This window comes from Lamprocystis purpurea DSM 4197 (assembly GCF_000379525.1).
Lineage (GTDB): Bacteria > Pseudomonadota > Gammaproteobacteria > Chromatiales > Chromatiaceae > Thiodictyon > Thiodictyon purpureum.
Map to the genome: position 1 here is coordinate 44348 of NZ_KB902504.1, position 23008 is coordinate 67355.

Sequence of the window (23008 nt, forward strand, 5' to 3'; positions counted from 1 at the left end):
ACTCGCCTTAGCGATTCCCAGGAACATAGATCCCGACTGCGCATGCCTATAAAGTCCGTAAGGGGCTGAAGGGGCGACTAAAGTCGCCCCTACATGTGTCTCGCCTTAACGGGTGGTCCCCGGCGGGTACGACGGCTGCTGGGGGGCGCCTGGGTAAGCCGGATACGGGGGCACATAGCCGGGCGGGTACTGCCCGGCGCCATAACCGCCCGGGTAGCCCTGCTGATACCCTGGTCCATACCGGTTCGGATAGGCGCCCGGATAGGCGCCGGGATAGCCCTGTGGATAGCCGGGCTGCGCCATGTCCGGTCGGCCCGGATAGCGCGCCGGCGGACCGGCGGGGACGGGCGCGGCGGGTGGCGGGCCGGTAGGCCGGGCCGGGGCCGCGGGGGCGACGGCCGGCGGAGTGCCGCGGCTCGGCACGGCGGCTGCCGGGGGCGCCTTGGGGCCGGCGGGTCCCGCGCCGAGGTCGGTCGGGCGTGTCGGGGCTGGTGCTGTGCTGACCGCCGGCGGCCGAGCGCTTTGCGGGCCGGCCTGGGGCGCCGGTGCGGCTGCCGGTGCGGTCCTGGCAGGCGGCTGCTGCGCCACGGGCGCGGCGCTTGACGGCGTCTGGCCGGGTGCGCTCCCCGCGGTCGCAGCCGCGGGCTTGACCGGTGCCTGGGCTTGAGTCTGCTGCGGCGCCGGAGGCGGCGCTTTAGCGGCTTGCTCCGGGGCGGCCGGTTGGGGGGTCGGTGCGGCCGGCGGTGTCGGCGGGGTCACGGTGACCAGCCCGATCGGGGCGAGCCGCTGCGCCTGGGTCGCGTCGGGCGGCGCGGAGCGCGGTGCCGGATGAGACCAGACATAGTAAATGCCGAACGCGGCTGCCAAAACGACCAACCAGACGAAATACTGGCCGATGTCGATGGGCTGCCGCTTGTTACGAACGTCCTCGGGAGGGAACATTAGCATCTCCTTCTAAGAATAGAGCCGTAATCCTACCGCATTGCGGTGCCGGGGCGCATCGGCGCGACACGCACGGGCGTGCCGATACCCGATCCACGGGCGTGCCGACGCGCCATGACGGTACGCCGCCGCTGCCGCTGGTCGATGCCGATCGCTGTTTCCATCACGCGTGCCTGTTGACCCGCATCGCCGGCCGCCCAACAATCCCCCACCCAGACCGGAATTGATCCGTTCAGGCACCCGGGGCCGCCCCCCGCGTCATCCAAACGAAGAGGTATCCTTTCATGCAGCCCATCCCCATCGGCCAGGTCCAGTTGCGGTTCGGCCAGGCCATCGACGCCGCCTCTATTCCCGCCCAGGTCTCGGCGATTGCCCTGGATGGCGGCGGTCATCTGTGGTTTGGTGCCGCCCCGTTGGACGGTCTCCTCCGGTTGCTTCCCCAGGCCGCCGGTGACCAACCCGCCAAGCGGGGGGCCTCGTCCGCGCGGCCCGGTTGGACTGACCCGAGCGCGCTGGACCTCGCGACGATGCTCGATCTGCCGAATCCGGGGGAATCCATGGACCTGACCGGCCTGGCCTGCGCCGGCGAGCTGCTCTGGTTCATCGGGTCCCATGCCGGCGCGCGACTGCGCCCGGACCCCGCGTTGAGCGATGCGCAGAACCTGGAGCGTTTGACCTGGATCGAGCCGATCCATCGGCGCGCCTGCCTGGGCTGTGCCCAAGTCAGGGCCGACCGCCTGCCCGAGCCGCGGGACTTGGCCCTGCTGCCCATCGAGGACGGCGGCAATGCGCTCACCCGCGCCCTGGCTGAGGATCCGCACCTGGCCGCCTATTTCGCCCCCGGCCCCATCCCGATGGCCGAGAACGGTCTGGAACTGGCGGGGCTCGGGTGTCGTGCCGGGCGGTTGTGGATCGGTTTCAGCGGGCCGGTGCTGGGCGGTTTCGCGGTGGTGCTGGAGGTGGAGCCGCGGGTGGAGAGTCCCTGTGTGCTGCGCCTGGAGCCCATCGGTCTGGAAGGCCGGCCCTATCGAAAACATCTGGTGGACCTGGGTGGCCGCGGCGTCCAGGGGCTGCGCTGGCAGGGCGACGGCCTGCTGATCCTGTCCGGGCCGGTTACTGATCCAGCCGCTGATCCCGCGGCCGGGCAGCCGGGCCTCTATCGGCTGCGCGGGGCCGCCCAACTGGGTGTCGACAGCCTGACGCTTGCCGATGATCCGCGCCTGACGCTCCTCCAGCCGCTGACCGGCAGCCTGCAGGGCGACCGTCCGCGCGCCATGGAACGCTACGATGGACTGGGCCGGCCCGGGGTCATGGTCATTTCCAGCACCTTGCACACCAGCCGTCGGGGCGCGGCGGATGGGTTGTCGGCGGACGTCTTTCCGCTGCCGGATCTCTGAACCTGGAATGGTGTTGCCGGGCCGTCGGGTAGCACCGCCGGCCTAGCGCCGGAGGCCCATAGCGCGGCAAGTCGTTCCGCATCCTCGGCCTCGCGCTGCTTTACCAACCGCCGTCCTTTCCAGACGCCGGACGATGTGTTCGCGTTGGTGGCGGGCACACACGCTTGGCCCCCACTCCCGCTTCCGGTACCCTGCCGGGATGCGCCTGGAAAAGATCAAACTCGCCGGTTTCAAGTCATTCGTCGATCCCACCACGGCCCATTTCCCGAGTAATTTGGTAGGGGTTGTCGGTCCCAACGGCTGCGGCAAGTCCAATGTCATCGACGCGGTGCGCTGGGTGATGGGCGAGTCGTCCGCCAAGATGCTGCGCGGCGAGTCGATGGCGGATGTCATTTTTAACGGCAGCACCGGCCGTAAGCCGGTGGGCATGGCGAGCATCGAACTGGTTTTCGACAACGCCGACGGGCGGGCCGGGGGGGAGTACGCCGCCTTCAACCAGATCGCGGTCAAGCGTCAGGTGTCCCGCGACGGTCAGTCCGGCTACTTTCTGAACGGCAGCCGCTGCCGTCGCCGTGACATCCAGGATCTCTTCCTGGGCACCGGTCTGGGTCCGCGGTCCTACGCCATCATCGAACAGGGGATGATCTCGCGCATCATCGAGGCGCGCCCGGAGGATTTGCGCCTGTTTCTCGAGGAGGCCGCCGGCATCTCCAAATACAAGGAGCGGCGCAAAGAGACGGAAGGGCGCATGCGCAGCACCCGCGAGAACCTGGAACGCCTCGACGACCTGCGCGATGAAGTCGGCAAGCAGTTACTGCATCTGGAACGTCAGGCCGATACCGCTGCCCGTTACACCGCCTATCGGGCCGAGGAGCGGCGGCTCGATCAGGAACTCAAGGCCCTGCGCTGGCGTGCCCTGGATGAGGAACTCGAGGCGCAGGACCGGCGGCTCGGCGCGCTGGAGACCGATCAGGCCGCGTCGCTCGCCCGCCAGCGCCGCATCGAGGCCGACATCGAGGACCGCCGCACCGCTTACACGGGCGCCTCCGAGACGTTCAATCAAATTCAGGGCCGCTTCTACGCGGTGGGCGCGGAGATCGCCCGCGCCGAGCAGGCCATCCAGTTCGCCAACGAGTCGCGCGGGCGCCGCGAGGCCGAACTGGTGCGCCTGGATCAGGAGTTGTCCGACGCCGCCCATCATCTGGAGCGCGATCAGACCCGGCTCGCCGAGATCGATGAGGCGCTGACGCGGGACGAGCCCCTGCTGGCCGTCGCCGAGGCCGAACTTGCCGCTGCCGCTGCCGCGGTCGCGCTCGCCGAGGATCAGCAGGCGCAGTGGGAGTCTGAATGGGACCGCTTCAATCAGGAAGCCGCCGGCCCCGGCCAGCAGGCCCAGGTACAGCGCGCCCAGATCAACGCCCTGGAGCAACGCCTGACCCGCGACCGGGACCGGCTGCGGCGCAGTGACGAAGACGCCGGCCGGCTCGACCTGGCGGGGGCAGAGGTGCGCCTCGCCGAACTGATCGAGCAGGAGGCGGGGATTGCCGAACAGGTGGCCGAACTGGAAGACGGCCAACAAGCCAACGCGGCGGAGCTGGCCGCGCGTGAGGCGGCGCTGCGCAGCCTGACGGTCGCGTTGGACGACATCCGGACCGCGCTGCAACAGGCCAAGGGCCGGCGGGCCTCGCTCGCCGCCTTGCAGGAGGCCGCCCGCGCCGACGCCGATCAGGGGGTGACCGCCTGGCTGGCGGCCAACGGGCTGGCGCAGACGCCGCGGCTGGTGGATCGGCTCGAGGTCGCCGAGGGTTGGGAGTGGGCGGTGGAGACGGCGCTGGGCGCTGCCCTGCAGGCCGTCCCGGTGCCGGATTTGCGCCCGATGGCGGCCGGTGGGCTGAGACCCGGGCTGGTTCTGATCGACGCCGCGGTGCCGGCGCTCCCGCGGGGCGACCGACCGGACACGCGCCTGGCCGCGCGGGTCAAGGCCCCCTGGCCCCTGGACGGCCTGCTGGGTCCGGTCTACGCGGCGGCGGACCTCGACGAGGCCATGGACCGCCGGGGTGACCTCGGACCCGGCGAGTGGCTGATCGCCCGCGATGGCGTCCAGGTCGGCGCCAACTGGCTGCGCACCCCGGCCGCCGCTGCCGGCGACAGTGTCCTGGCCCGCGCCGAGGCACTCAAGGCGCTGGAGTCCGAAATCGCCGCCCTCACTGCCCGCGAGCAGTCCCTCACTGCCGAGGAGCAGGCGGTGCGGACCGCTCGTGCCCAGGCCGAGGACGCGCGCGCTCAGACCGCCCAGCGGTTGGCCGCCGTCAATCGCGACCTGGCCGCGGCCCGTGCCGAGCTCACCGGCCAGCGCGCCCGCGACGGTCATCTGCGCGAACGCCAGGCGGCCCTGGCGGCTGAGCACGCCGAACTCGCCGCGCAATGCGAGGACGCCCTGGCCGAGATCGAGGACGGCCGCGAGCGGCTCAATGATCTCCTGGATCAAGTCAGTCGTCTGGCCGAGCGCCGCGAGTCGCTCAGCGCCGAGCGCGAAACCCTGCGCACCGCCCGCACCCAGGCGCGTGCGGCCGAGCAGACCGCGCGCGACCGCGCCCAGGGTCTGCGGGTCGACGTGGAATCCAGCCGCGCCGCGCGTGAAGCCACCCGGCGCAGCATGACCCGCGCCCAGGACCAGCAGAATCAACTCAGTGCCCGGCGTGACGACCTGGTGGCCGACCACGAGGAATCCATCGAGCCCCTGGTGGAACAGCGCGAGCGACTGGACGAACAACTCGCCCGGCGGGTTGAAGTCGAGGCCGAACTGGGTGCCGCGCGCAACCGTCTGGAAGCGCTGGACCAGGAAGTGCGCTCACTGGAAACGGAGCGCCAGCAGGTCGAACTATCCGCCCAGAACGCCCAGCGTGAGCTCGACGGTCTGCGTCTGGAGCGTCAGGAGCGCCTGGTGCGCCGCCGCACCCTGGAGGAGCAACTCGCCGAGGCCGCGACCACCCCGCAGGACGCGCTGCGCGACCTGGACCCCGCGGCGGACGAACCGACCTGGCAGGAGCGCCTCACGCGGGTGGCTGCCCGCATCCAGCGGCTGGGCGCCATCAACCTGGCCGCCATCGACGAGTACAAGGAGCAGTCCGAGCGCAAAGCCTATCTCGATGCCCAGCACGCCGACATCACGCGCGCCCTGGAGACCCTGGAGACGGCCATCCGCAAGATCGACCGCGAGACCCGCAGCCGGTTCAAGGACACCTACGACCAGGTCAACCAGGGCTTCCAGGAACTCTTCCCGCGCCTCTTCGGCGGCGGCCAGGCGTATCTCGACCTCACCGGGGACGACCTGCTGGAGACCGGGGTCACCGTCATGGCGCGCCCGCCGGGCAAACGCAACTCCACCATCCACCTGCTCTCCGGCGGCGAGAAAGCGCTCACCGCGGTCGCGCTCGTGTTCTCCATCTTCCAGTTGAACCCGGCGCCCTTCTGCATGTTGGACGAGGTCGACGCGCCGCTCGACGATGCCAATGTCAGCCGCTTCTGCGCCCTGGTCCGCTCGCTGTCCGAGCAGGTGCAGTTCATCTTCATCAGCCACAACAAGGTCACCATGGAAATCGCCGATCATCTGCTGGGCGTCACCATGCATGAACCGGGCGTCTCCCGGCTGGTCGCGGTGGATGTGGAAGAGGCGGTGCGGTTGGCGGGGGTGGCGTGAGACGTTCCCGCGCATCCGAAACCGACATGGCAGCGGTCGTCAGGGACCAGGACGTAGCAAAGGCGGCAACGACCAGCAAGATCGGCCGGGAAGGCGGCGCTGAGGAGCCTGATCAAGGCCCCGGCGGGACCGCCGCAGGTCGCCGGGGGAAGGCCAAGGCGTGACGGGTACGGCGTAACGACACACCAGATCAAGGTCAGGACGGCGAAGTGATGGCTGGTTTTCTTTCGCCCGATGCAAGCGGAAATCACCGGGGTCGCGTACCGCAAGCAGGCGTCCATGCCGAAACGCCTGTTGGATCACGTCCATGGTGATGTCCTGGACCAGGCCGCGCGTTGGCGGGAATTATTGAGTCTCTACCCTGATTCGCCGATCGCAGCGTTCTCAGTGCCGCGTGGTCTGATCGACACGATCCACGAGGAAGGGCAGGTCGAGACGCTCGCGCCGAGGGACTGCGCCAAGCCTGGTCGCTTGGCGCAAGCCCCATTCCGGTGGCGACCCGCTGCAGCGCCTGTGCAACCGTTGGGTGCCTTTCTGATGCCGCGCCAGGCAGTCATGGGGCATCTCGGCGCACAGCGGCGTCACTTGGAGCCGAACGCGTTGGTGCTGCTCAAGCATGAGTACGGCCTGAACATGCAGACTTGCCTGTTCCGCACCTTGGATGCAGGAGTGATCGACGCGGCGACGCAACAGGGGCTATGTCGGTTGTTCATCAGAAGTCGTCTGCACCAAATATCAGAAGATCCCTGCACTACCTACGAAGAAACAAGGAAAACCGGGGCTGGCTCCTGGCGAGTCGTGCAATAAAATCCTTACTGTACAAATGGATAGTTTTTGAGGGACCGACTTGGCGATCAAGGATATTTCTGACCCCATGATAAACCCGAATCTTGGTGCAGGCGACGTCTGAGCAGCGCGTGTCAGCAGTCCCCTGCACAACGGCCCCTTGAGCCCAGCAAACTGGTGCAGACGACTTCCGAAAACGACAGCGCCTGTCAGCTTGGGGCCTCAGACCCGTCGTGTCAGGTGTCAGGAAACGCCACCGTGCTACCCTAGCCTGACGCTTTTTGGGGGTCGGTCTGACGCCTTGCTGGGGTATACCCCAGTGAGACGACCGGCCGAGGGCGCCGGAAGTCCCGGGGCAGGCCCTTCCTAGCAGCCCGTCGGACTTCCGGGATGCGATGATGATGGCACGACGCTTGGGTAGAGGTCAGACAGTGCTGACAACGAGCGACAGCCATTTTTCCGATCAGCAGCACCAGGCGGGCTCGGTTTGTTACTTCGCTCTTGCAGCCAGTCTTAACCGATCATGATTAGGCCCCTTTGAGGGGCCAGCGATCGAAAGCCGCCGGGCTGTGCCGGGGGATGGTTACTTGCAGTTAATCTGGGCCGCAAATCGCGACGTTTATGGGGCGGGGCGCGGATGTTTGTCGGCCGCTACAGCTACCGGGGGTAGCAAAGACGCAGCAAGTGGAAACACGATGCTGAGTCGATTGATCCGACCCTCACGCCGGTAGTTCAGGGACGCTGTTATAGTCCTCACCATATGCAGACCAAGGCCCCCAATGGGACGCTCTTCGGTTACAGCGTCCAAGTTGGGCGCCGGTGCATCAAGGAGCGGGTTGAACGGTTGTCCGTCGTCCTCGATCGTCATCGTGGCGGGTGGCCCGGTCCTGAAAACCACGTGGATACCATGCACGTCATCGTCAGGATAGCCGTACTTTATGATATTCGTGACCAATTCCTCGAGCACCAGGCGGGGGACATAGGGTAGTGTCGGCGGGGAGGCGGCGGTCGCGAGGAAGCTGTCCAGCCGCTTGAGCGCGCTCGCCAAGCCCTCCTGGTGATTGGCGATTTCCAGCTGCAGACTGCTTTCATCATCACGGGAAACATCCGCGGCGCTGGTCACCAGGCGCCTGAGCATCAGCATGGTGATGTCGTCGGACTGCTCCGCCCCGGCAGCATGGGCGCGGATATCTCCGGCCAGGGCGTCGAGACATTCCCGGCAGGCCAGAGCGCGATATGAGTCCATCCGGGATGCTAACTGCTCTTCCCCGTACTGCCGGCGCTCGGGATCCATGGCCTCAGTCACGCCGTCGGTATACAGTAGCAGGGCATCCCCCGCGGCCAAGGTTAGACGGCCGCTCTCATATACGGCGCCGGGAAGGATGGCCGCGGCAGTCCCGTGGGGGCTGCTGATCCATTCCATCCGTCCGTCATTATGCACCAACAGTGGCGCGTTATGACCCGCGTTAGCGAAGTCGACTGTACCCTCGGCGAGGCGGACCACCGCACAGAAAAGGGTCGCAAACATGCAGGACTCATTCCCCTCGGACAGGTCATCGCTCACTCGGGCCAAGGCCCTCCCGGGATCGGGGTCAGCCTTGAATGCCGAGCGAAAAAACGAGCGCGTGACCGCCATGAAGAGTGCGGCCGGAATGCCCTTTCCGGAGACGTCCCCAATCGCGACCACCAGCCGATCGTGATCGAGGAAGAAGAAATCATAAAAATCCCCTCCCACCTCGCGAGCCGGCGCCATGAGCGCAAAAAGATCCAGGTCCGTGCGTGCGGGAATGATGGGGAAGGTCTTCGGTACCAAGTCCATTTGGATGTTGTGGGCGATCCGCAATTCGCTCTGCATGCGCTCACGGGCGGCAGTGGTCACCGCCATGTCGGCGATGTGGCGTTTGAGGTTGTCGCGCATTGCGCCGAAGGCGGCGGTCAGTTGCGCAATCTCGTCGCTACCCCGCGGCCTGGGAAGCGCGGCGTCGAGGTCTCCCGTCGCCAAGGTCGCCGCCGCTGCGCTGAGCGCGCCCACCGGGCGCGTGATCGACCGGGCGATGAGCCACACCGCGAGCGTGAGCACGACCAACCCGGTCGCCCCGACCAGGGCCTCGTTCCGACTGAGGCGCAGGATTTCAGTCCGCAGTTCGGCCTGCGGAATCACCGTGGCCATCGTCCAGTCGGCCGTCTTGAGCGGTTGCCAGGCGAGCCAGGCATCTTCTGCGGTCGTCCAACTCACCCAAGGAATGAGACCGGGACTGCCTGACACCATGCGCTGGCCAGCCTCGCGCAATGACTCGCTGCCGCGGGCCTCAGCGATGCTGAACACGCTTTCGGTGAGAACGAGCTCCTTCAACGGGTGGGAAATGTAGGTGCCGTTACGGGTCATCAGCAGAGCGTATCCACGCTGGCCCAGTGGCAGGTCCGCAAGGGTGCGGTCAAGCCAATCGAGGTCGATATCGCAGGTGACAACGCCCGCGAACACCGGCCCGGTCGGCGTCGGGACCTGGATCGGCATCGAATAGGTAACCATCTTGACGCCATTCGACCACCGGTAGGGCTCGCTCCAGATCCCCCGGTCCAGATATCTGGGAAGGGCGAACCAGTCCTCGCCGAGGTACCTGTGATCAGCCTCGTCGAGGTTCTGGTAGCCGAGGGCATCGCGTTCGCGATAGGCGTAGGGGGCGGCGTCCGGCCAAGCGGCGGGCCTCTTGGCCGGTAGCAGGGCCACGGCCGTACCGTAGATTTCCGGATAGTCACGCAACGCGGCGTCCTGCAATACTCGCAGCCGCTCGAAAGGCACATCCAGCGCCTGTGCCTGCAAAGTCAGCGCAATACCTTGGACCAGACCTTGCATAGGCCCCAGCTTGGCATCAATCTTGTCGGCCGATCCGGCGGCCAGGAACGCCGCCCGGTTTCTCGCCTCCACTTTCAACTGGTCGCGGACCGTCACGTAATTCCACACGACCACCGCAATCAGGAGCAATCCGGTCACGCCGACCGTCCACAGGAGCATGCGCGTGCGAATGCTATGCCTGAAGGCAAACAACTCCCCGCGCGGCGGTCGGTCCTTCATGGCGACGCCCCGCCTTCAAATGGCACAAAGACCGCGAACTCGGGTGCCTGATCCATTAGCCCGGCAGACCGCAGCGCCAGCACGGCGCTCGCGAAGGCGCTCCGGTCCAGGCTGCCGAACGCGGCGGGCGGGGTCCCAGCGACAAAGATGGAATCGAGGATGTGGCGGAGCATCCAGCGCTCGTGTGGCCGGTTTGTCGACACCCCGGCCTGGCGGGCTTCGGCCAAGACTGCATCGATCGCCTCCTGCGGATGCGCACGGGCATAGGTCCAGCCGGCCAGGATCGCCCGACGCACAGCGCGAGCCAGTTCGGGATGGTCGCGCACCCAGTGTGCCGTTGCATAGAGTCCGTCTTCGGGAAACCCGAGCCCGTAGTCGCGCATACGAAAGGCCGTGATGCGCTCGGAGTCGATTCCGCTCTGCCAGATCCGGTGATACTCGTTGTATTCCATGGCCGCGCAGCCGACCACGCCGCGCTGCAAGAACAGGTTGACCGAATAGTATTGAGGTATCACCGCGGGGCGTATCCCGCCGGCAGCAAAGAAGGCTTGGAAACTCGTCGAAAAGCCCCCCGGCCAATAGCTGACCCGCTGTCCGTCAAGCCCCTTGGCTTTGGTGATACCCATATCCTTCCAGGCCAGGAGCATGAGGTTGGAACGTTGCACCAGTTGCGCTACCTGCACGATTGCCGATTCCACAGACCGGTCCGCAAATCGCGGCGACGCCGCGATGAGTGCGTCAGTGAGAAAGAGGGTGGCGAGGTCAGCGGCCCCCGCCCGTAGCATGTCCAGTGAGGAGTGCTCGGGATTCGCGTGCAGCAGCCGCAGGTCGAGCCCCGCTGCCCGGTATAGCCCCTTGTCGCGCGCCAGGTAATAGCCCGCGAACTGGCTTTGCGGCTGCCACTGTAGCGCCAGGCGAACGACCGTGAGCGCGGTGCCGGATGACGGTAGGGCGTCCGGTAAGGTAGCCGGCGCTGTGGGTTCCGGGATAGCGAATCCGCATCCGACGGTGAGTACCACCCCGAGGCCGGCGGCGATGGCCGGGCGGTACCGCGGGCGAGCGGCCCGCGTAGAGTATGTCATTTCGATGCTCTTGGTTCCTGCGACCGGGAATGCGGGACAGGCGGACGGTGGGGACGGTGAGAGGGATCGGCGGAGCATCCGCTGCACTCGCGCGTAGGAACGCGAAGAACCGCAACGTCCGCGGGCCAGTGGCGGTCAAGCCGAGCCAGCGGCCGGCAGGGCGTCTGCGCACCGCTCCACCACCCGCAGGATCGTCAGAAAACCGCTGACCTCGAAGATCGTACTGATCTGTTGGTTCATACCGCAGAGGACGAGTTGCCCCTGTGCAGCCTTGGTCCGCTTGGCCACCATCAGGATGACCCGCAGTCCGGCACTGGAGATGTAGTCCAGTCCGGACAGGTCGAGAACCAGGTTCACCGAGGCCACCGTGGCCCGCGCCAGCAACCGCTGCTCGACTTCGGGAGCGGTCATGGAATCCAGGCGGCCGGTCAGGGCAACGGTGGTGAGGTCGTCACGAATACATTCGTCAATGGTCACTGATTGGATACTCTGTGGCGGCAAGATGGAAGATAGGCGCGCAGTCCCCGTTATGATTCCGGGTGTTGATCAAAATTGCATTGCGCCAGGCGAAGCCCGGATGCGGGGGGAGGCAGCGACAACCCAATTGTAGCAACCTGAAACCTAGCGGGTTCAAAATTGAGGTGCCACACCCACTGAACTGACCCCTACTTTTTTATACCTGTTGTGTCAATATCTCAGGGTCTGTCCCGATATTCTGCCGCAGCGGCGATGGCATCGGTGTCCATAGTCATGACCTTAGCCCTTGTGGTGTTCAGGCGACGGCGACGGCGCCGGCCGCCGATGCCGGTGTATGTTGCTAGACCGCGCCCGGATGCCCTCCCTCCAACTCCCAGCCGAACGGCTCGAAGTCGGCCGCACCCTCCGCCGTCTTCCAGTGCGGCTTGCGTAACGCGTAGATGACAAGCGGAATCGTGACGAACAGCAGGTTGCCGAAAATCAGGATCACGACGTAGCTGGTGGGGCTGCCCACCGGGATCTGCGAGGGCGGCACGAATGACAGCACGAAGGCGATCAGTGAACCGACTAGCCCGGCGCCCGCGAAGAGCCACATCCCCGCCTCACCTCCGGGCACCTTGTAGGGGCGTGGGGTCACCGGCTGCGTGTGCCGCAAGTAAATGCCGGCGCAGAACATCAGCAGGTACATGATCAGATAGAGCGTCTCCGTCAGTTGGCTCAAGATCTGATAGGCTGCCTGCACCGATGGCAGGATGACGAACATGATTACCAGGCAAGTCACGATCAGCCCTTGGACTAGCAGGATGTGGCTGGCAACCCCCTTCTTATTCATCTTCTGGAAGAAGGGCGGCAAATAGCCGGCGCGCCCCACCTCGGCGAGACCGGCCGAAGGACCGGCTACCCACATCGTCACCCCGCCGACGACCCCTGTAAACAGCGCCACCGCCAGCACCGAGCCCAACCACGGCAAACCGAAGACGCGGAAGAAGTCGTCGTAGGCGACCAGCAGGCTCTGGGTCAGGTTGATCTGGCTTTTCGGCACGATCAAGCCGATGGCCAGCGTCCCGAGAGCGAAGATGATCACGGTCACGATCGAGGAGATCAGGATCGCCTTGGGATAGTTTCTACTCGGGTTCTCGATCTCGTTGACATGGATCGCGTTCATCTCCATACCGGTATAAAAAAGAAAGATACTGGCAGCCAGCACTAAATTATCAAAGTTCGTAAGATCGGGGATCAGCTTATCCCATCCGAACTGGATCTCCAAAGGCTTGCCCTGAAACAAGTAAAGGGTGCCTACCAAGATCAGGACCGCTGCCGGAATGATGGTTCCCACCATCCCCGCCCACGTGCTGAGGGTGGATGATGCCTTGAGCCCGCGCAGTGTCACCAGCGTCGCACCCCAATAGACGACGAGTACCACGACGATGGTATAGACCTTGTTGGCAGCGAGTGCCTGGTCCAACTGTTGGTCCGTGCCCACGAAGGCGAGCGACACTGCGGCGAAGCTGAGCACCGTCGGAAACCAGATCGTCGACATGGCCCACAGCACGAAGATGGCGACGAATCCCCACCGCGGTCCGAAGGCCTCCCCCACCCAGCGAAAGACGCCACCCTTCTGGGGCCAGGCCGTCGCCAACTCGGCCGCCACCACGGACACCGGGATCAGGAAAAAGACCGCGGCGAACAGATAATAGAAGATCGAGGTCAATCCGTACTCGGCCTCCGCCGGCAGGCCGCACAGGCTCACCACGGCGGTGACGTTCATTATCGCGAGGGTGAATACGCCGAACGTCCCATTTTTTGCGACGCCAAGCTTACCTGGTTCTCCCGTAGCCATGGTCTGTCCCCTATGGATAGGTGAAGGCGAAGAGCGCCATCCCTTGGCCCGAGCGGTTGGTCAGCCCGAGGCGAGTGTTCCAGCCAACCGCGATCATACCGCAGGATCGGGGTAGCGAACCGGCGAACGGCGTGGCGTTCTAGCCCGACTGGCGCGCCGCCGTCCGTGTGCGTTCGGTGTGGCGCAGGGCGCTGCGACCGCGGTGACGTTGGAAGGATCGTGCCGCAGAATTGGCCCTCCGGCAGCGACCACGTCGCCGCTCGGACCATTGGCCGCGGACGGCTTCCAGCGGTCTTCCCTAGGCCCACCCTTAAGATCTCAGGATGTGCGCTGTCGGTGATCGAAAAAGGCGTCAACGCGGGCTTGTTCGCTGGCGTTCACCGGGGTACGCTTCTCTGAGAAAATGGCGGCAACCATTCGGCTTGGCCCCCTGCCGCCGCCGGTGAGCGGAATGAATATTGCCTAGGAGAGTACCAGATGAGTAACCATGCAATCTCCTTCGACTATCCAGAAGATAGCACGATTCCAGAGTTATTTGAGGCATTCGTCGCGGCACATCCCGACGCTCCCGCGGTGGTCTTTGGTGATCACACACTCTCCTATGCAGAGTTGAACGAGCGAGCGAACCGGACTGCGCATGCCATTCGCAGGCTCCATCGTCTGCAGTATGATCGAGAACTGGTCCCGGATACACCGATCGGTATCTATATTAATCAGGGGCCGCATATGATCGTGGGGCTACTCGCAATCCTCAAGGCGGGTGGCGCCTATCTGCCTCTTGATCCGGCCTATCCCGAGAGCCGTCTGAAATGGATGATGGAGGACGCGCAATTACCGATCATTATTACCGAACAGACGCTGGTCGAACAATTGCTCTTCCTGGACGATTGCGATTATGGCGTGATTTGTCTTGATGGGGGTTGGGACTGGATCGCCCAACAGTCCCCTGAAAACCTCTCGCCCATCGTTGGCCCGCGCTCCCTGGCCTATGTACTCTACACCTCCGGCTCGACGGGCAGACCAAAAGGGGTGATGGTCGAACATCGGTCCGTTATTCACCTGGTGCGGAATCAGAATTATATCGCGGTGAGCGGCTGCGATTGCCTCGCGCAGACCGCCAGCATTTCATTCGATGCGGCCACCTTTGAGATCTGGGGAGCGCTCCTGAACGGCGCCCGCGTCGCCATCATCGACCGCTCCGAGCTGTTATCGGGCGTACGGCTGGCCGCGGCACAGCGTCGCCATGGCGTCACCATTGAGTTTTTAACCACCGCCGTCTTCAATCTACTCGCGGAAGGCGACGCCGAGGCGCTGCTCGGGTTGCGGGTCGCGATTTTCGGCGGCGAGGAAGCGAATGCCGTCAAGGTCGCGCATGTCCTCGCTCACAAGTCCCCTGGCCTCACCCTCTGCAATGCGTATGGACCGACGGAATGCACGAGCTTTTCCACGATCTGCCCCCTGTCAGACACTGACTCCCATGTTTCCGTCATTCCGATCGGCGTGCCACTGGCACGCATGTATGCCTATGTCCTTGACGAGCATCTTCAACCGGTGCCGGCCGATGTGATGGGCGAGCTGTACATGGGCGGGGACGGTGTTGCGCGCGGGTACCTAAGCCGTCCCGAGCTGACCGCTGAACACTTTATCCCTAATCCGTTCGCCACGGAACAACAGCGGGCACTCGGCAAAAACCTGGTGCTCTACAAGACGGGCGACTTCGTGAAGCAGTCGCAGTCGGGGCAACTGATTTACCTCGGGCGGGCCGACAATCAGATCAAGATCCGCGGGTTCCGAGTCGAATTGGGCGAAATCGAAACGCGGCTGCAGGCCCACCCGGACGTCAAGGATTGCGTCGTGATACCTTATGGCGATTATCATCAGAAACGGCTTATCGCCTATGTCATCCCCATGACGCCGGGGGGACTCAACGCGCGTGACCTGTCGGCGCATTTGGCCGCGGCGTTGCCCGCGTTTATGGTGCCATCGGTATTCATGGAGCTGGAATCGTTTCCGCTCAATCCCAATGGCAAGATTGACCGCCGGGCACTCCCGCCACCCTTCGTCGCCGGTACCGAGACGACCGCCTTCTGTTTGACTAAGCAGTGCTGGCAAGGGACACCGGCCGAGCCGCGTAATGAGCTGGAACGCATCATCCACGACCTCGTCGCCGAGTCACTCAACATGCCGACCCTGGGCATCGACGACAATATTTTCCATTTTGGGGCGCATTCGCTGATCGTAGCGCAGATCTGTGCGGCCATACGCAACCGGCTGCGGACCACCCTCGACCCGAAGGAGGTCTTCGAACATCCCACCGTCGCTGACATCACCCGTCTGGTCGCAGACCGGCAAGCCATGGGCGCCGACGATGAGGTAGCCATCCCGAAAGCCCCGCGCGACCAGCCGATACCCTTGACGTACCAGCAAGAACAGATCTGGTTCCTGAGCAAGCTCGTACCCGATAATCGCGCCTACAACAGCCAGTTCAGCGTGCGATTGCGCGGTCCGCTCGATCCCAATATCCTGCGGCAGTGCTTGCAGGAGATCGTGTGCCGACACGAAATCTTGCGTACCACCTTCCACGAACGCAACGGCGTACCGGTTCAGGTCATCCACGCTCCCTGGCCGGTTGAACTTCCCGAGATCGATCTTCGTCATCTACCGCCGGAGCGCCGCGAGCAGGAGGTCGAGCGATGCATCGGCGAGGAGTTGAATCACTCCTTCGATTATGCCCGGCTACCGCTGTTTCGGTCACGCCTCTATTGCCTGGATCAGGACGATTGGCTGTTGCTGCATATTGAACATCACTTCATCCATGATGGATGGGAGATCATGGTCTTTCTGCGGGAGCTCAAGACCCTGTATGTCGCGTTCCTGGACGGCCGGGAGTCACCACTGGCGCCGCTGCCCATCCAATACGCCGATTATGCCGTGTGGCAGAGGAACAGGCTCATTGGGACGCGGCTGGATGAGAAAGTGCGCTATTGGATCGACAAGATTCGCGATTATCCCCATGTCTTGAATCTTTATACTGATCGACCCCGACCCGCGGTCCAGGGTTTCCGGGGCGACAATCTTCGCTTCAACCTGGATCCTGCGCTCTATCAGGCCCTGCGCGCCTTCAGTGCGAGCCACCAGGTCACGCTGTTCATGACGATGTACGCGGCCTTCGCGGTGCTGCTGTCGCGGTATTCCGACCAGGAGAAGTTCCTGGTCGGCACCGGCGTGGCCAATCGCGACATGCAAGAGACCGAAGGCCTGTTGGGCATGTTCGTCAACATCGTCTTGGTCTGTGCCGATCTGTCCGGCCGCACGACCTTCACCGAATTCCTGGAGCGGACCAGACAGGGCATCCTCGAGGACATCAAACACCACGACACCCCCTTCCCGGCGATCGTCGAACGGCTCAAGGCCGGCCACAAGTCGGATCGCAACCCCCTCTTCCAGGTTATTTTTGCCTTTCATGACAGTGCTGTGCCGGTATTGGACTTTGCCGGGGTGCGGGGAACCATCCTGGAGCGGCACAACCAGACGGCGAAGACCGACATGAACCTGATCTGTATCCCGCGGGCAGAACAGCATGTCGCCATGGGCGCGGCGGCCCCGCCGGACGAAGACCTGACCTTGATCTGGGAATACAATACCGATCTGTTCGAGCGCGCGACCATCGAGCGGATGACCTCGCACTATGTCGCGCTATTGCGCGAAATCGTTCGGGACCCCGGCCGGCGGGTCAGCGACCTGGCGATGATCGGGGAGGCAGAAACCTCGCAGCTGCTGGCCTTCGGCGTCGGCGCCCGCGTGCCCTACCCGGTCGAGAAGACCCTCCCAAGACTGTTCGAGGAACAAGCCCGCCGTCATCCCGACAAGACGGCGGTGATCCACCATGGGCAGGGGCTCTCCTATGCCGGACTGAACGCCCGGGCCAATCGGCTGGCGAGGCAGCTGCGGCAGACCTATCACGCCCGGTTTGGTCGGCGCCTCGAAGCCGGCGCCCGTGTCGGTCTGTGCGTGACCCGCGGGATCGATATGGTCGCCGGCATGCTGGCGATACTCAAGGCCGGGGCCGCCTATGCGCCCCTGTCACCGGATTATCCGGAAAACCGTCTGCGCTTCATGCTCAATGATGCCGACATCAAGGTCGTACTCACGCAAGCGGACATCGCCGCTCGGGTCCCCTTGCTGGCGCAGGGCGACTTGGTGTTGATCGGTATCGACGCCGCTGCGCACGCCGGCGCACAGCAGCCGGCAGACGACCTCGACGCGTTCAGTGGCGCGACCGATACCGCCTTCGTAATTTATACCTCGGGGTCGACCGGGGTCCCCAAGGGGGTGGCAGTACCACACCGCGCCGCGCACAACCTGGCGCTCGCGGCCACCGCGTCCCACTGCTCGGACCACGACACCTTTGCACAGATGGCCGATTACGCCTTCGATGCTGCTACCTTCGAGATATGGGGCGCGCTGGTCACCGGGGCGACCGTGGCGATCATCGACAGCGACACGGTGCTGAATCCGGAACGACTGCTGGCAACCATGGCGGAGCACGGGGCCACGGTCGCGTTCTTTACCACGGCGTTGTTCAACCTGCTGACCGAAACGAAGCCCGAGGTATTGCTGCGGCTGCGGTGCGTTCAGTTCGGCGGGGAGATGGCGAACGCCGCTTGCGTGAGAAAGGTGCTTCAGCGCAAGGGGCCGCAGACCGCCCTGATGCAGGTCTACGGGCCAACGGAATGCACCACCTACAGCACGCTGTACGAATTGACCGAGCAGGACGCCGGGCGCGACATCATGCCAATCGGCCGGCCGCTGGCCAACGATACTACCTATGTCCTCGACGACAATCGCCGACTGGTTCCGGTGGGCGTACCCGGCGAACTCTATATCGGCGGCGACGGTGTCGCCATTGGTTACCTCAACCGCCCGGAACTGACCGCGGAGCGGTTCGTCGAAAATCCCTTTGCCACCCCCGAGGATCACGAGCGGGGCGCAAATCTGGTGCTGTACAAGACCGGCGATCGCGTCCGCTGGCTGGCCGACGGGACCCTGCACATTCTCGGCAGGATCGACTTCCAAGTGAAAGTCCGGGGCTTCCGGATTGAACCCGAGGAGGTGGAAAAGGCCCTGTTGACGCATCCGGGAGTCAGGCAGTGCATCGTCGTCCCCTGGGAGGGCAATCTGATCGCCTACTGGGTTCCCAGTGGGCCGCCCGGGGCGGTGTCTCAAGGTGACCTGAAGTCGCATCTGATGACCCAACTGCCAGACTACATGGTACCCACCGCCTTCCTGGAAACCGAGCGATTCGAGTTGAACCGGAACGGGAAAATCGATCGGACCAAGCTTCTGTCACCGGGCATCGCACTGGTGATGGCGAAGAAAGGAGAGCAGGTGGCGCCACGCACTGAAACTGAACGCCGGCTGGTCGCCATCTGGCAAGATTTGCTGCGGATCGGCAGCGTCGGCGTGCAGGACAGCTTCTTCGAATTGGGCGGTAACTCCATTCTCACCGTGCGGATGCTGGCTTTGGTCAAGCAGGCGTTCGGAGCGGAGATCAACGTAGCCAGTCTCTTCTCCAGACCAACGATTGCCGCCATTGCCGCCCGGATCGACCGATCCGGTCCGGCCGAGGTGGTTGGGGAGGACAATCTCGCGCTGGCTCTTCAGGATGCGCAGGAAGACCTACCGGTCACGGCGGGAACGCAACCGGTGCCGGGACGCGATCCCCAGGGCTTACTCCTGACCGGGGTCACCGGCTTTCTGGGCTTTCACCTGCTGGAAAAGCTGTTATCCCTCACGAACGCCCGGATCTACTGCCTGGTGAGAGGCCTCGACGACGATGCGGTCACGGCGCGATTCGTTGATACGCTGCGTTTCTACGGACACCCGGAACTGGCAGGGCATCCACGCATCGTCCTGGTTCGGGGAGACCTGGGCAAGCCGGACTTGGGTCTGGAGCCGCGGCTGCTTCAGGAGTTCGATGAGCGCGTCGACCACATCATGCACTGTGGCGCATTCGTCCATCACATGTTCGATTACCGCACCGTACGGGACGAGAACGTCGGCAGCGTCGTCGAATTGTTGAAGATCGCCGCGCAGGGCCGACCCAAGGTCTTTCATTTCATTTCCACCCTTTCCGTGGCCAGCCGCCGCGATCACGAGGGGCGGATCGTTGAAGTCGAGATCGGCGACCGGCCGATTTCGACCAACGGCTATGTGATGTCCAAATGGGCGGCGGAGCGTATTCTTCAACATCATACGCAAAAGGGCTTGAGGGTCAATATTTTCCGCCCGGGTAATATCACCGGGCACAGCCTGACGGGGGTCTGTGCGCCTGAGAAGAACCATGCGCTGCTGCTGGTGAAAGGGTGCCTGCAAATGGGGTGTGCGCCCGATTGGAAGCGCCCCATCGAAATGACGCCGGTGGATCTGCTGGCCGAAGCGATTGTCAGGTTATCGTTGGACAGCCCGGGCGGTGGCGTGTTCAACATGAACAATCCGGTACAGATGGACTGGGCCGACTATATGGCTGTGCTGGGGACCTTCGGTCTTGCCTGCGATCTGGTGAGTTTCGATGTCTGGCGACAGCGGCTCGAAGGAATTGGCGAGACGAATGCCTTGTATCCGCTGCGCGAGATTTATCTCAAGGCGCGAGAAGACCTGATCGATCCGGAAGGCCATGCCCTCGCGGCGCGCGATTCGTCCATGACCCAGGATGCGCTCCACCGGCTGGGCGTGTTTTATCCCTGCGACTATCTCCCGCATCTGCGGACCCTGGTCCACTATTTGCAGACGAGCGGGTTCTTTCCAACCGCGACGCAGTGAGGGCGTGACCATGCGACATCATGAGATCATCATTGTTGGCTCCGGTGCCGGCGGGGCGACTTTGGCACGGGATTTGTGTCGGCAAGGTAAGGACGTGCTGATCTTGGAAATGGGCGCAGATACCTTTCCGCCACCGCTGTCGATCGCCACCTCACAAGAAGGCATCGACATCTATCAGGCGTTTGGGGCCGGCGGGGCAACCGTTCTCTGCAACGGCAACGGAGTTCGCGCACTCGAACGGGATTTGGCCGCGCTGGGCATCGATCTGCAGGATGAATATGCGGCGCTGGAGGCCGAGCTGCCGGTGGCGCCGATTGCCGACTCGTTGCTGTCGCCGGAGGGCTCGTTGAAGCTGTTGGATGTCTTCGGCGCCGCCGGGATCCCGATGCGACGCATGCCCAAGTTCATCGATGCCACCAAATGTAAGGGCTGCGGCCATTGTAGCCTTGGCTGCCCGAACGGCGCAAAATGGGACTGCCGAGTCTTCTTGAACGATGCCCTGACCCATGGGGCCGAAGTCCTATACCACACCACCGTCACCCAGGTTCTGATCGAAAACGGCCGGGTGGTTGGGGTCGAGGCGACTGGCCCGGCCGGGGTCGAGCGGCTGACCGCCGATGTGGTCGTGCTCGCTGCGGGTGGTTTGAAGACACCGGTCATCCTCCAACACTCAGGGATCGATGCCGCCGGCCGGCGGCTGTTCGTCGATCTGTGCGAAATCTGGTGTGGCGTGACGCCGGACATCGACATCTCGCGCGAGCCGCCGATGCAACTGGTCTATACCGAGATGGCCCAAGAGCACCGGATCAGCCTATGCACGGTGCATGTGAGCAACCGGGAGAAGCTGCGGTACTACTTCGCAGACAAGTCTGAACTGTTCAGCAAGAATCATTGGGTGGGAATACTGGTCAAGATCGGCGACGAAGCCACGGGCCGGGTGTTTCCGGACGGCAGCGTCTCGAAACGCGTCACGGATGGGGATAGAAGTAAATTCGAACAGGGCGGGGCTCAGGCACGAAAGATCCTGCAAACCGCCGGCGCCACGGATGACTCGATCATCAAGCTCGACAAAATTTACGGCGGACACAATGGGGCCACGGCCGCCATCGGCGAGGTGGTGAACACCGAATTGCAGACCGCGGTGGCAGGCCTGTTCGTATGCGACGCCAGCGTGTTGCCACTCGCGCCCGGGCTCCCGCCGATGCTCACGATCATGGCCTTGGCCAAACGTCTGGCGAAGACCTTAGTATGATATGGAAGCGAACGTTATCACCGATGCGTCGGTCGGCGCGGCTCGGGAGGATTCGCTAGATGACCTGAGCGCAACAACCATCCATATCGCCACATTGGCTATCGACAGACTATACCCCGCGGACTGGCGGCGGCTGGAATCCATCCTGGACCAGGCGGAACGGACGCGCGCCGCGCGCTATTGCTTTGCCGCTGACCGACAGGCCTTCATCGCGGCGCATGGCCTAGTGCGCTTCCTGCTTTCGGCACGCCGGGAAGTCGCCCCCGACGCCTGGCAATTTGCGGCAGGGTCGTTCGGCAAGCCGATGATCACCGGGCCAAGTTTGGAATCGAAATACCATTTTAGTCTCACGCATACCCGGCGGCGAGTGGCGGCGGCCGTTTACCAAGGCAACCGGGAAATCGCCCTCGGCCTCGACCTGGAGACCGTCGCTCAGCAGACGAGCGACCTGGCAATCGCGGATGCCTTTTTTGCTCCGACGGAACGTGCGCAACTACTGGCTATCACCGACCCGGACCTGCGTCAAGAGCATTTCATCGCGTTGTGGACTCTTAAGGAATCAGTCATCAAAGCTACTGGGTTGGGACTGTCGCAGCCACTGGCCGATTTTGCTTGTGACTTCGATCCCATTCGGGTGCGGTTTCAGGATTCGGAATCATTTAGGGGCTATTGGCACTTCCGCCAATGGCGACCGGACACCAACCATTTTATGGCTCTTGCTGTCTGCTGGCCCCAGGCCGATCCCCCCGGTATTCGAGAGCGGTCATTCGACAGCGGTTCACTGGACCCTATCCTATGATCCCGGAGCTTATAGCGTGGGTATCGGGGAGGTGGCAGGATCTGCGAACGCGCATACCCTTGGAATTGCAAACTCACCGAGGGTAGTCAACGATGTCCGAAACACCTGCGCGGGGGCTGACTATTACCCACATCTTTGCTGGCCGGTTGCGGCTGCCAGGGCTGGACACAGCACGGCGGAAGTGGTGAAATCCGCGCCCATCACGACCGATGGGGCAAAGGTAGATGATCGAGGCAAATGTTGGCAAGCTGTGCGGACGACCGCTGAGTGCGGCGGACCTCGAGACGATCCGGTGGGCCATCGACGCCGCCAACCCGCCATTGCGTGCCGAGGTNGCGCGGCGGGTGTGCGGCGCCCTGGGGTGGCATGACACGCTCGGCCGCCCGAAGCTGATGAGTTGCCGGGTGGGACTGCTGCGCCTGCACCGGGCGGGCCTGATNGCGCTGCCGGCGCCACGCAACGGNAACGGCAACGGCCGGGGTCTGGCCAAGCAACCCGCGGCCTGGCCGGCGGAGCNCCCGCTGGGTGGCGCGGTCGGGCAACTGAGCGGACTGCGCTTAGTGCCAGTCGCCGGCACGCCCGCCTCGCGGTTGTGGAACGGGCTGATCGCGCGCTACCACTACCTGGGCTACACCCCGCTACCCGGTGCGCAATTGCGTTATCTGATCCACTGGGATCACGGGATCCTGGGCGCGCTCGGCTTCGGTGCGGCGGCCTGGAAGGTGGCCGNGCGTGACCGCTGGATCGGCTGGGAACCGGCCACGCGCGAGGCCCATCTGGGGCGCGTACTCAACAACGCCCGTTTCCTCATCCTGCCCTGGGTGCAGGTCAAGAACCT

General features: G+C 64.1%; 13 protein-coding genes. 7 read left to right on the top strand and 6 right to left on the bottom strand.

Annotated features, from left to right (window positions below):
• Positions 1-105 precede the first annotated feature (105 nt).
• Together A39O_RS43175 and A39O_RS43180 are read right to left on the bottom strand one after the other, a co-directional pair.
• Positions 106-942, bottom strand: a complete 837-nt coding sequence (locus tag A39O_RS43175; RefSeq protein ID WP_020505871.1) for a hypothetical protein — start codon at positions 940-942, stop codon at positions 106-108.
• Positions 943-974: 32 nt separating this feature from the next.
• Positions 975-1106 carry a hypothetical protein gene (locus tag A39O_RS43180; protein WP_281170090.1) on the bottom strand — a complete coding sequence of 44 codons (132 nt, stop codon included), beginning with the start codon at positions 1104-1106 and terminating at the stop codon, positions 975-977.
• Between the two features lie 120 nt (positions 1107-1226).
• On the opposite strand from A39O_RS43180, the gene A39O_RS0117020 reads away from it, so the two are divergent.
• From A39O_RS0117020 to A39O_RS0117035, 3 genes are all read left to right on the top strand, one after another.
• Positions 1227-2339, top strand: coding sequence for a DUF3616 domain-containing protein (locus A39O_RS0117020; protein ID WP_020505873.1), 1113 nt, complete (start codon positions 1227-1229; stop codon positions 2337-2339).
• 199 nt (positions 2340-2538) lie between these two features.
• Entirely contained in the window at positions 2539-6039 is a 3501-nt protein-coding gene (gene smc, locus A39O_RS0117025) for a chromosome segregation protein SMC (RefSeq protein ID WP_020505874.1), read from the top strand.
• Positions 6040-6273: 234 nt separating this feature from the next.
• Positions 6274-6846, top strand: coding sequence for a hypothetical protein (locus A39O_RS0117035; protein ID WP_020505876.1), 573 nt, complete (start codon positions 6274-6276; stop codon positions 6844-6846).
• A gap of 598 nt (positions 6847-7444) precedes the next feature.
• Here A39O_RS0117035 and A39O_RS0117040 read toward each other — a convergent pair.
• From A39O_RS0117040 to gadC, 4 genes are all read right to left on the bottom strand, one after another.
• Complete coding sequence (locus tag A39O_RS0117040; RefSeq protein WP_020505877.1) at positions 7445-9898, bottom strand: SpoIIE family protein phosphatase; 2454 nt, start codon at positions 9896-9898, stop codon at positions 7445-7447.
• Positions 9895-10980: an ABC transporter substrate-binding protein gene (locus A39O_RS0117045; protein WP_020505878.1), complete on the bottom strand. Its 1086-nt coding sequence runs from the start codon at positions 10978-10980 to the stop codon at positions 9895-9897. Before A39O_RS0117045 ends, A39O_RS0117040 begins: the two co-directional genes overlap by 4 nt.
• 135 nt (positions 10981-11115) lie before the next feature.
• Positions 11116-11457, bottom strand: a complete 342-nt coding sequence (locus tag A39O_RS0117050; protein ID WP_020505879.1) for an STAS domain-containing protein — start codon at positions 11455-11457, stop codon at positions 11116-11118.
• A gap of 340 nt (positions 11458-11797) precedes the next feature.
• Positions 11798-13297: a putative glutamine/gamma-aminobutyrate antiporter GadC gene (gadC, locus tag A39O_RS0117055; protein WP_051088836.1), complete on the bottom strand. Its 1500-nt coding sequence runs from the start codon at positions 13295-13297 to the stop codon at positions 11798-11800.
• 477 nt (positions 13298-13774) lie between these two features.
• Here gadC and A39O_RS33895 point away from each other — a divergent pair, with 477 nt between their 5' ends.
• The 4 genes from A39O_RS33895 to A39O_RS0117080 all read left to right on the top strand — a co-directional run.
• A complete protein-coding gene (locus A39O_RS33895) occupies positions 13775-20119 on the top strand; it encodes a non-ribosomal peptide synthetase (RefSeq protein ID WP_083924726.1) in 6345 nt (2114 codons plus the stop codon).
• A 10-nt stretch (positions 20120-20129) separates the two neighbouring features.
• Positions 20130-21371 (top strand): FAD-dependent oxidoreductase, encoded by a 1242-nt coding sequence (locus tag A39O_RS0117070; protein ID WP_020505883.1) that lies wholly within the window; start codon positions 20130-20132, stop codon positions 21369-21371.
• 1 nt (position 21372) lies between these two features.
• The gene (locus A39O_RS36735) at positions 21373-22170 is read left to right on the top strand and encodes a 4'-phosphopantetheinyl transferase family protein (RefSeq protein ID WP_020505884.1); all 798 of its coding nucleotides are present in this window, start codon (positions 21373-21375) and stop codon (positions 22168-22170) included.
• Between the two features lie 392 nt (positions 22171-22562).
• The coding region (locus tag A39O_RS0117080; protein ID WP_456073029.1) for a Druantia anti-phage system protein DruA at positions 22563-23008 on the top strand (446 nt) is incomplete at its 3' end.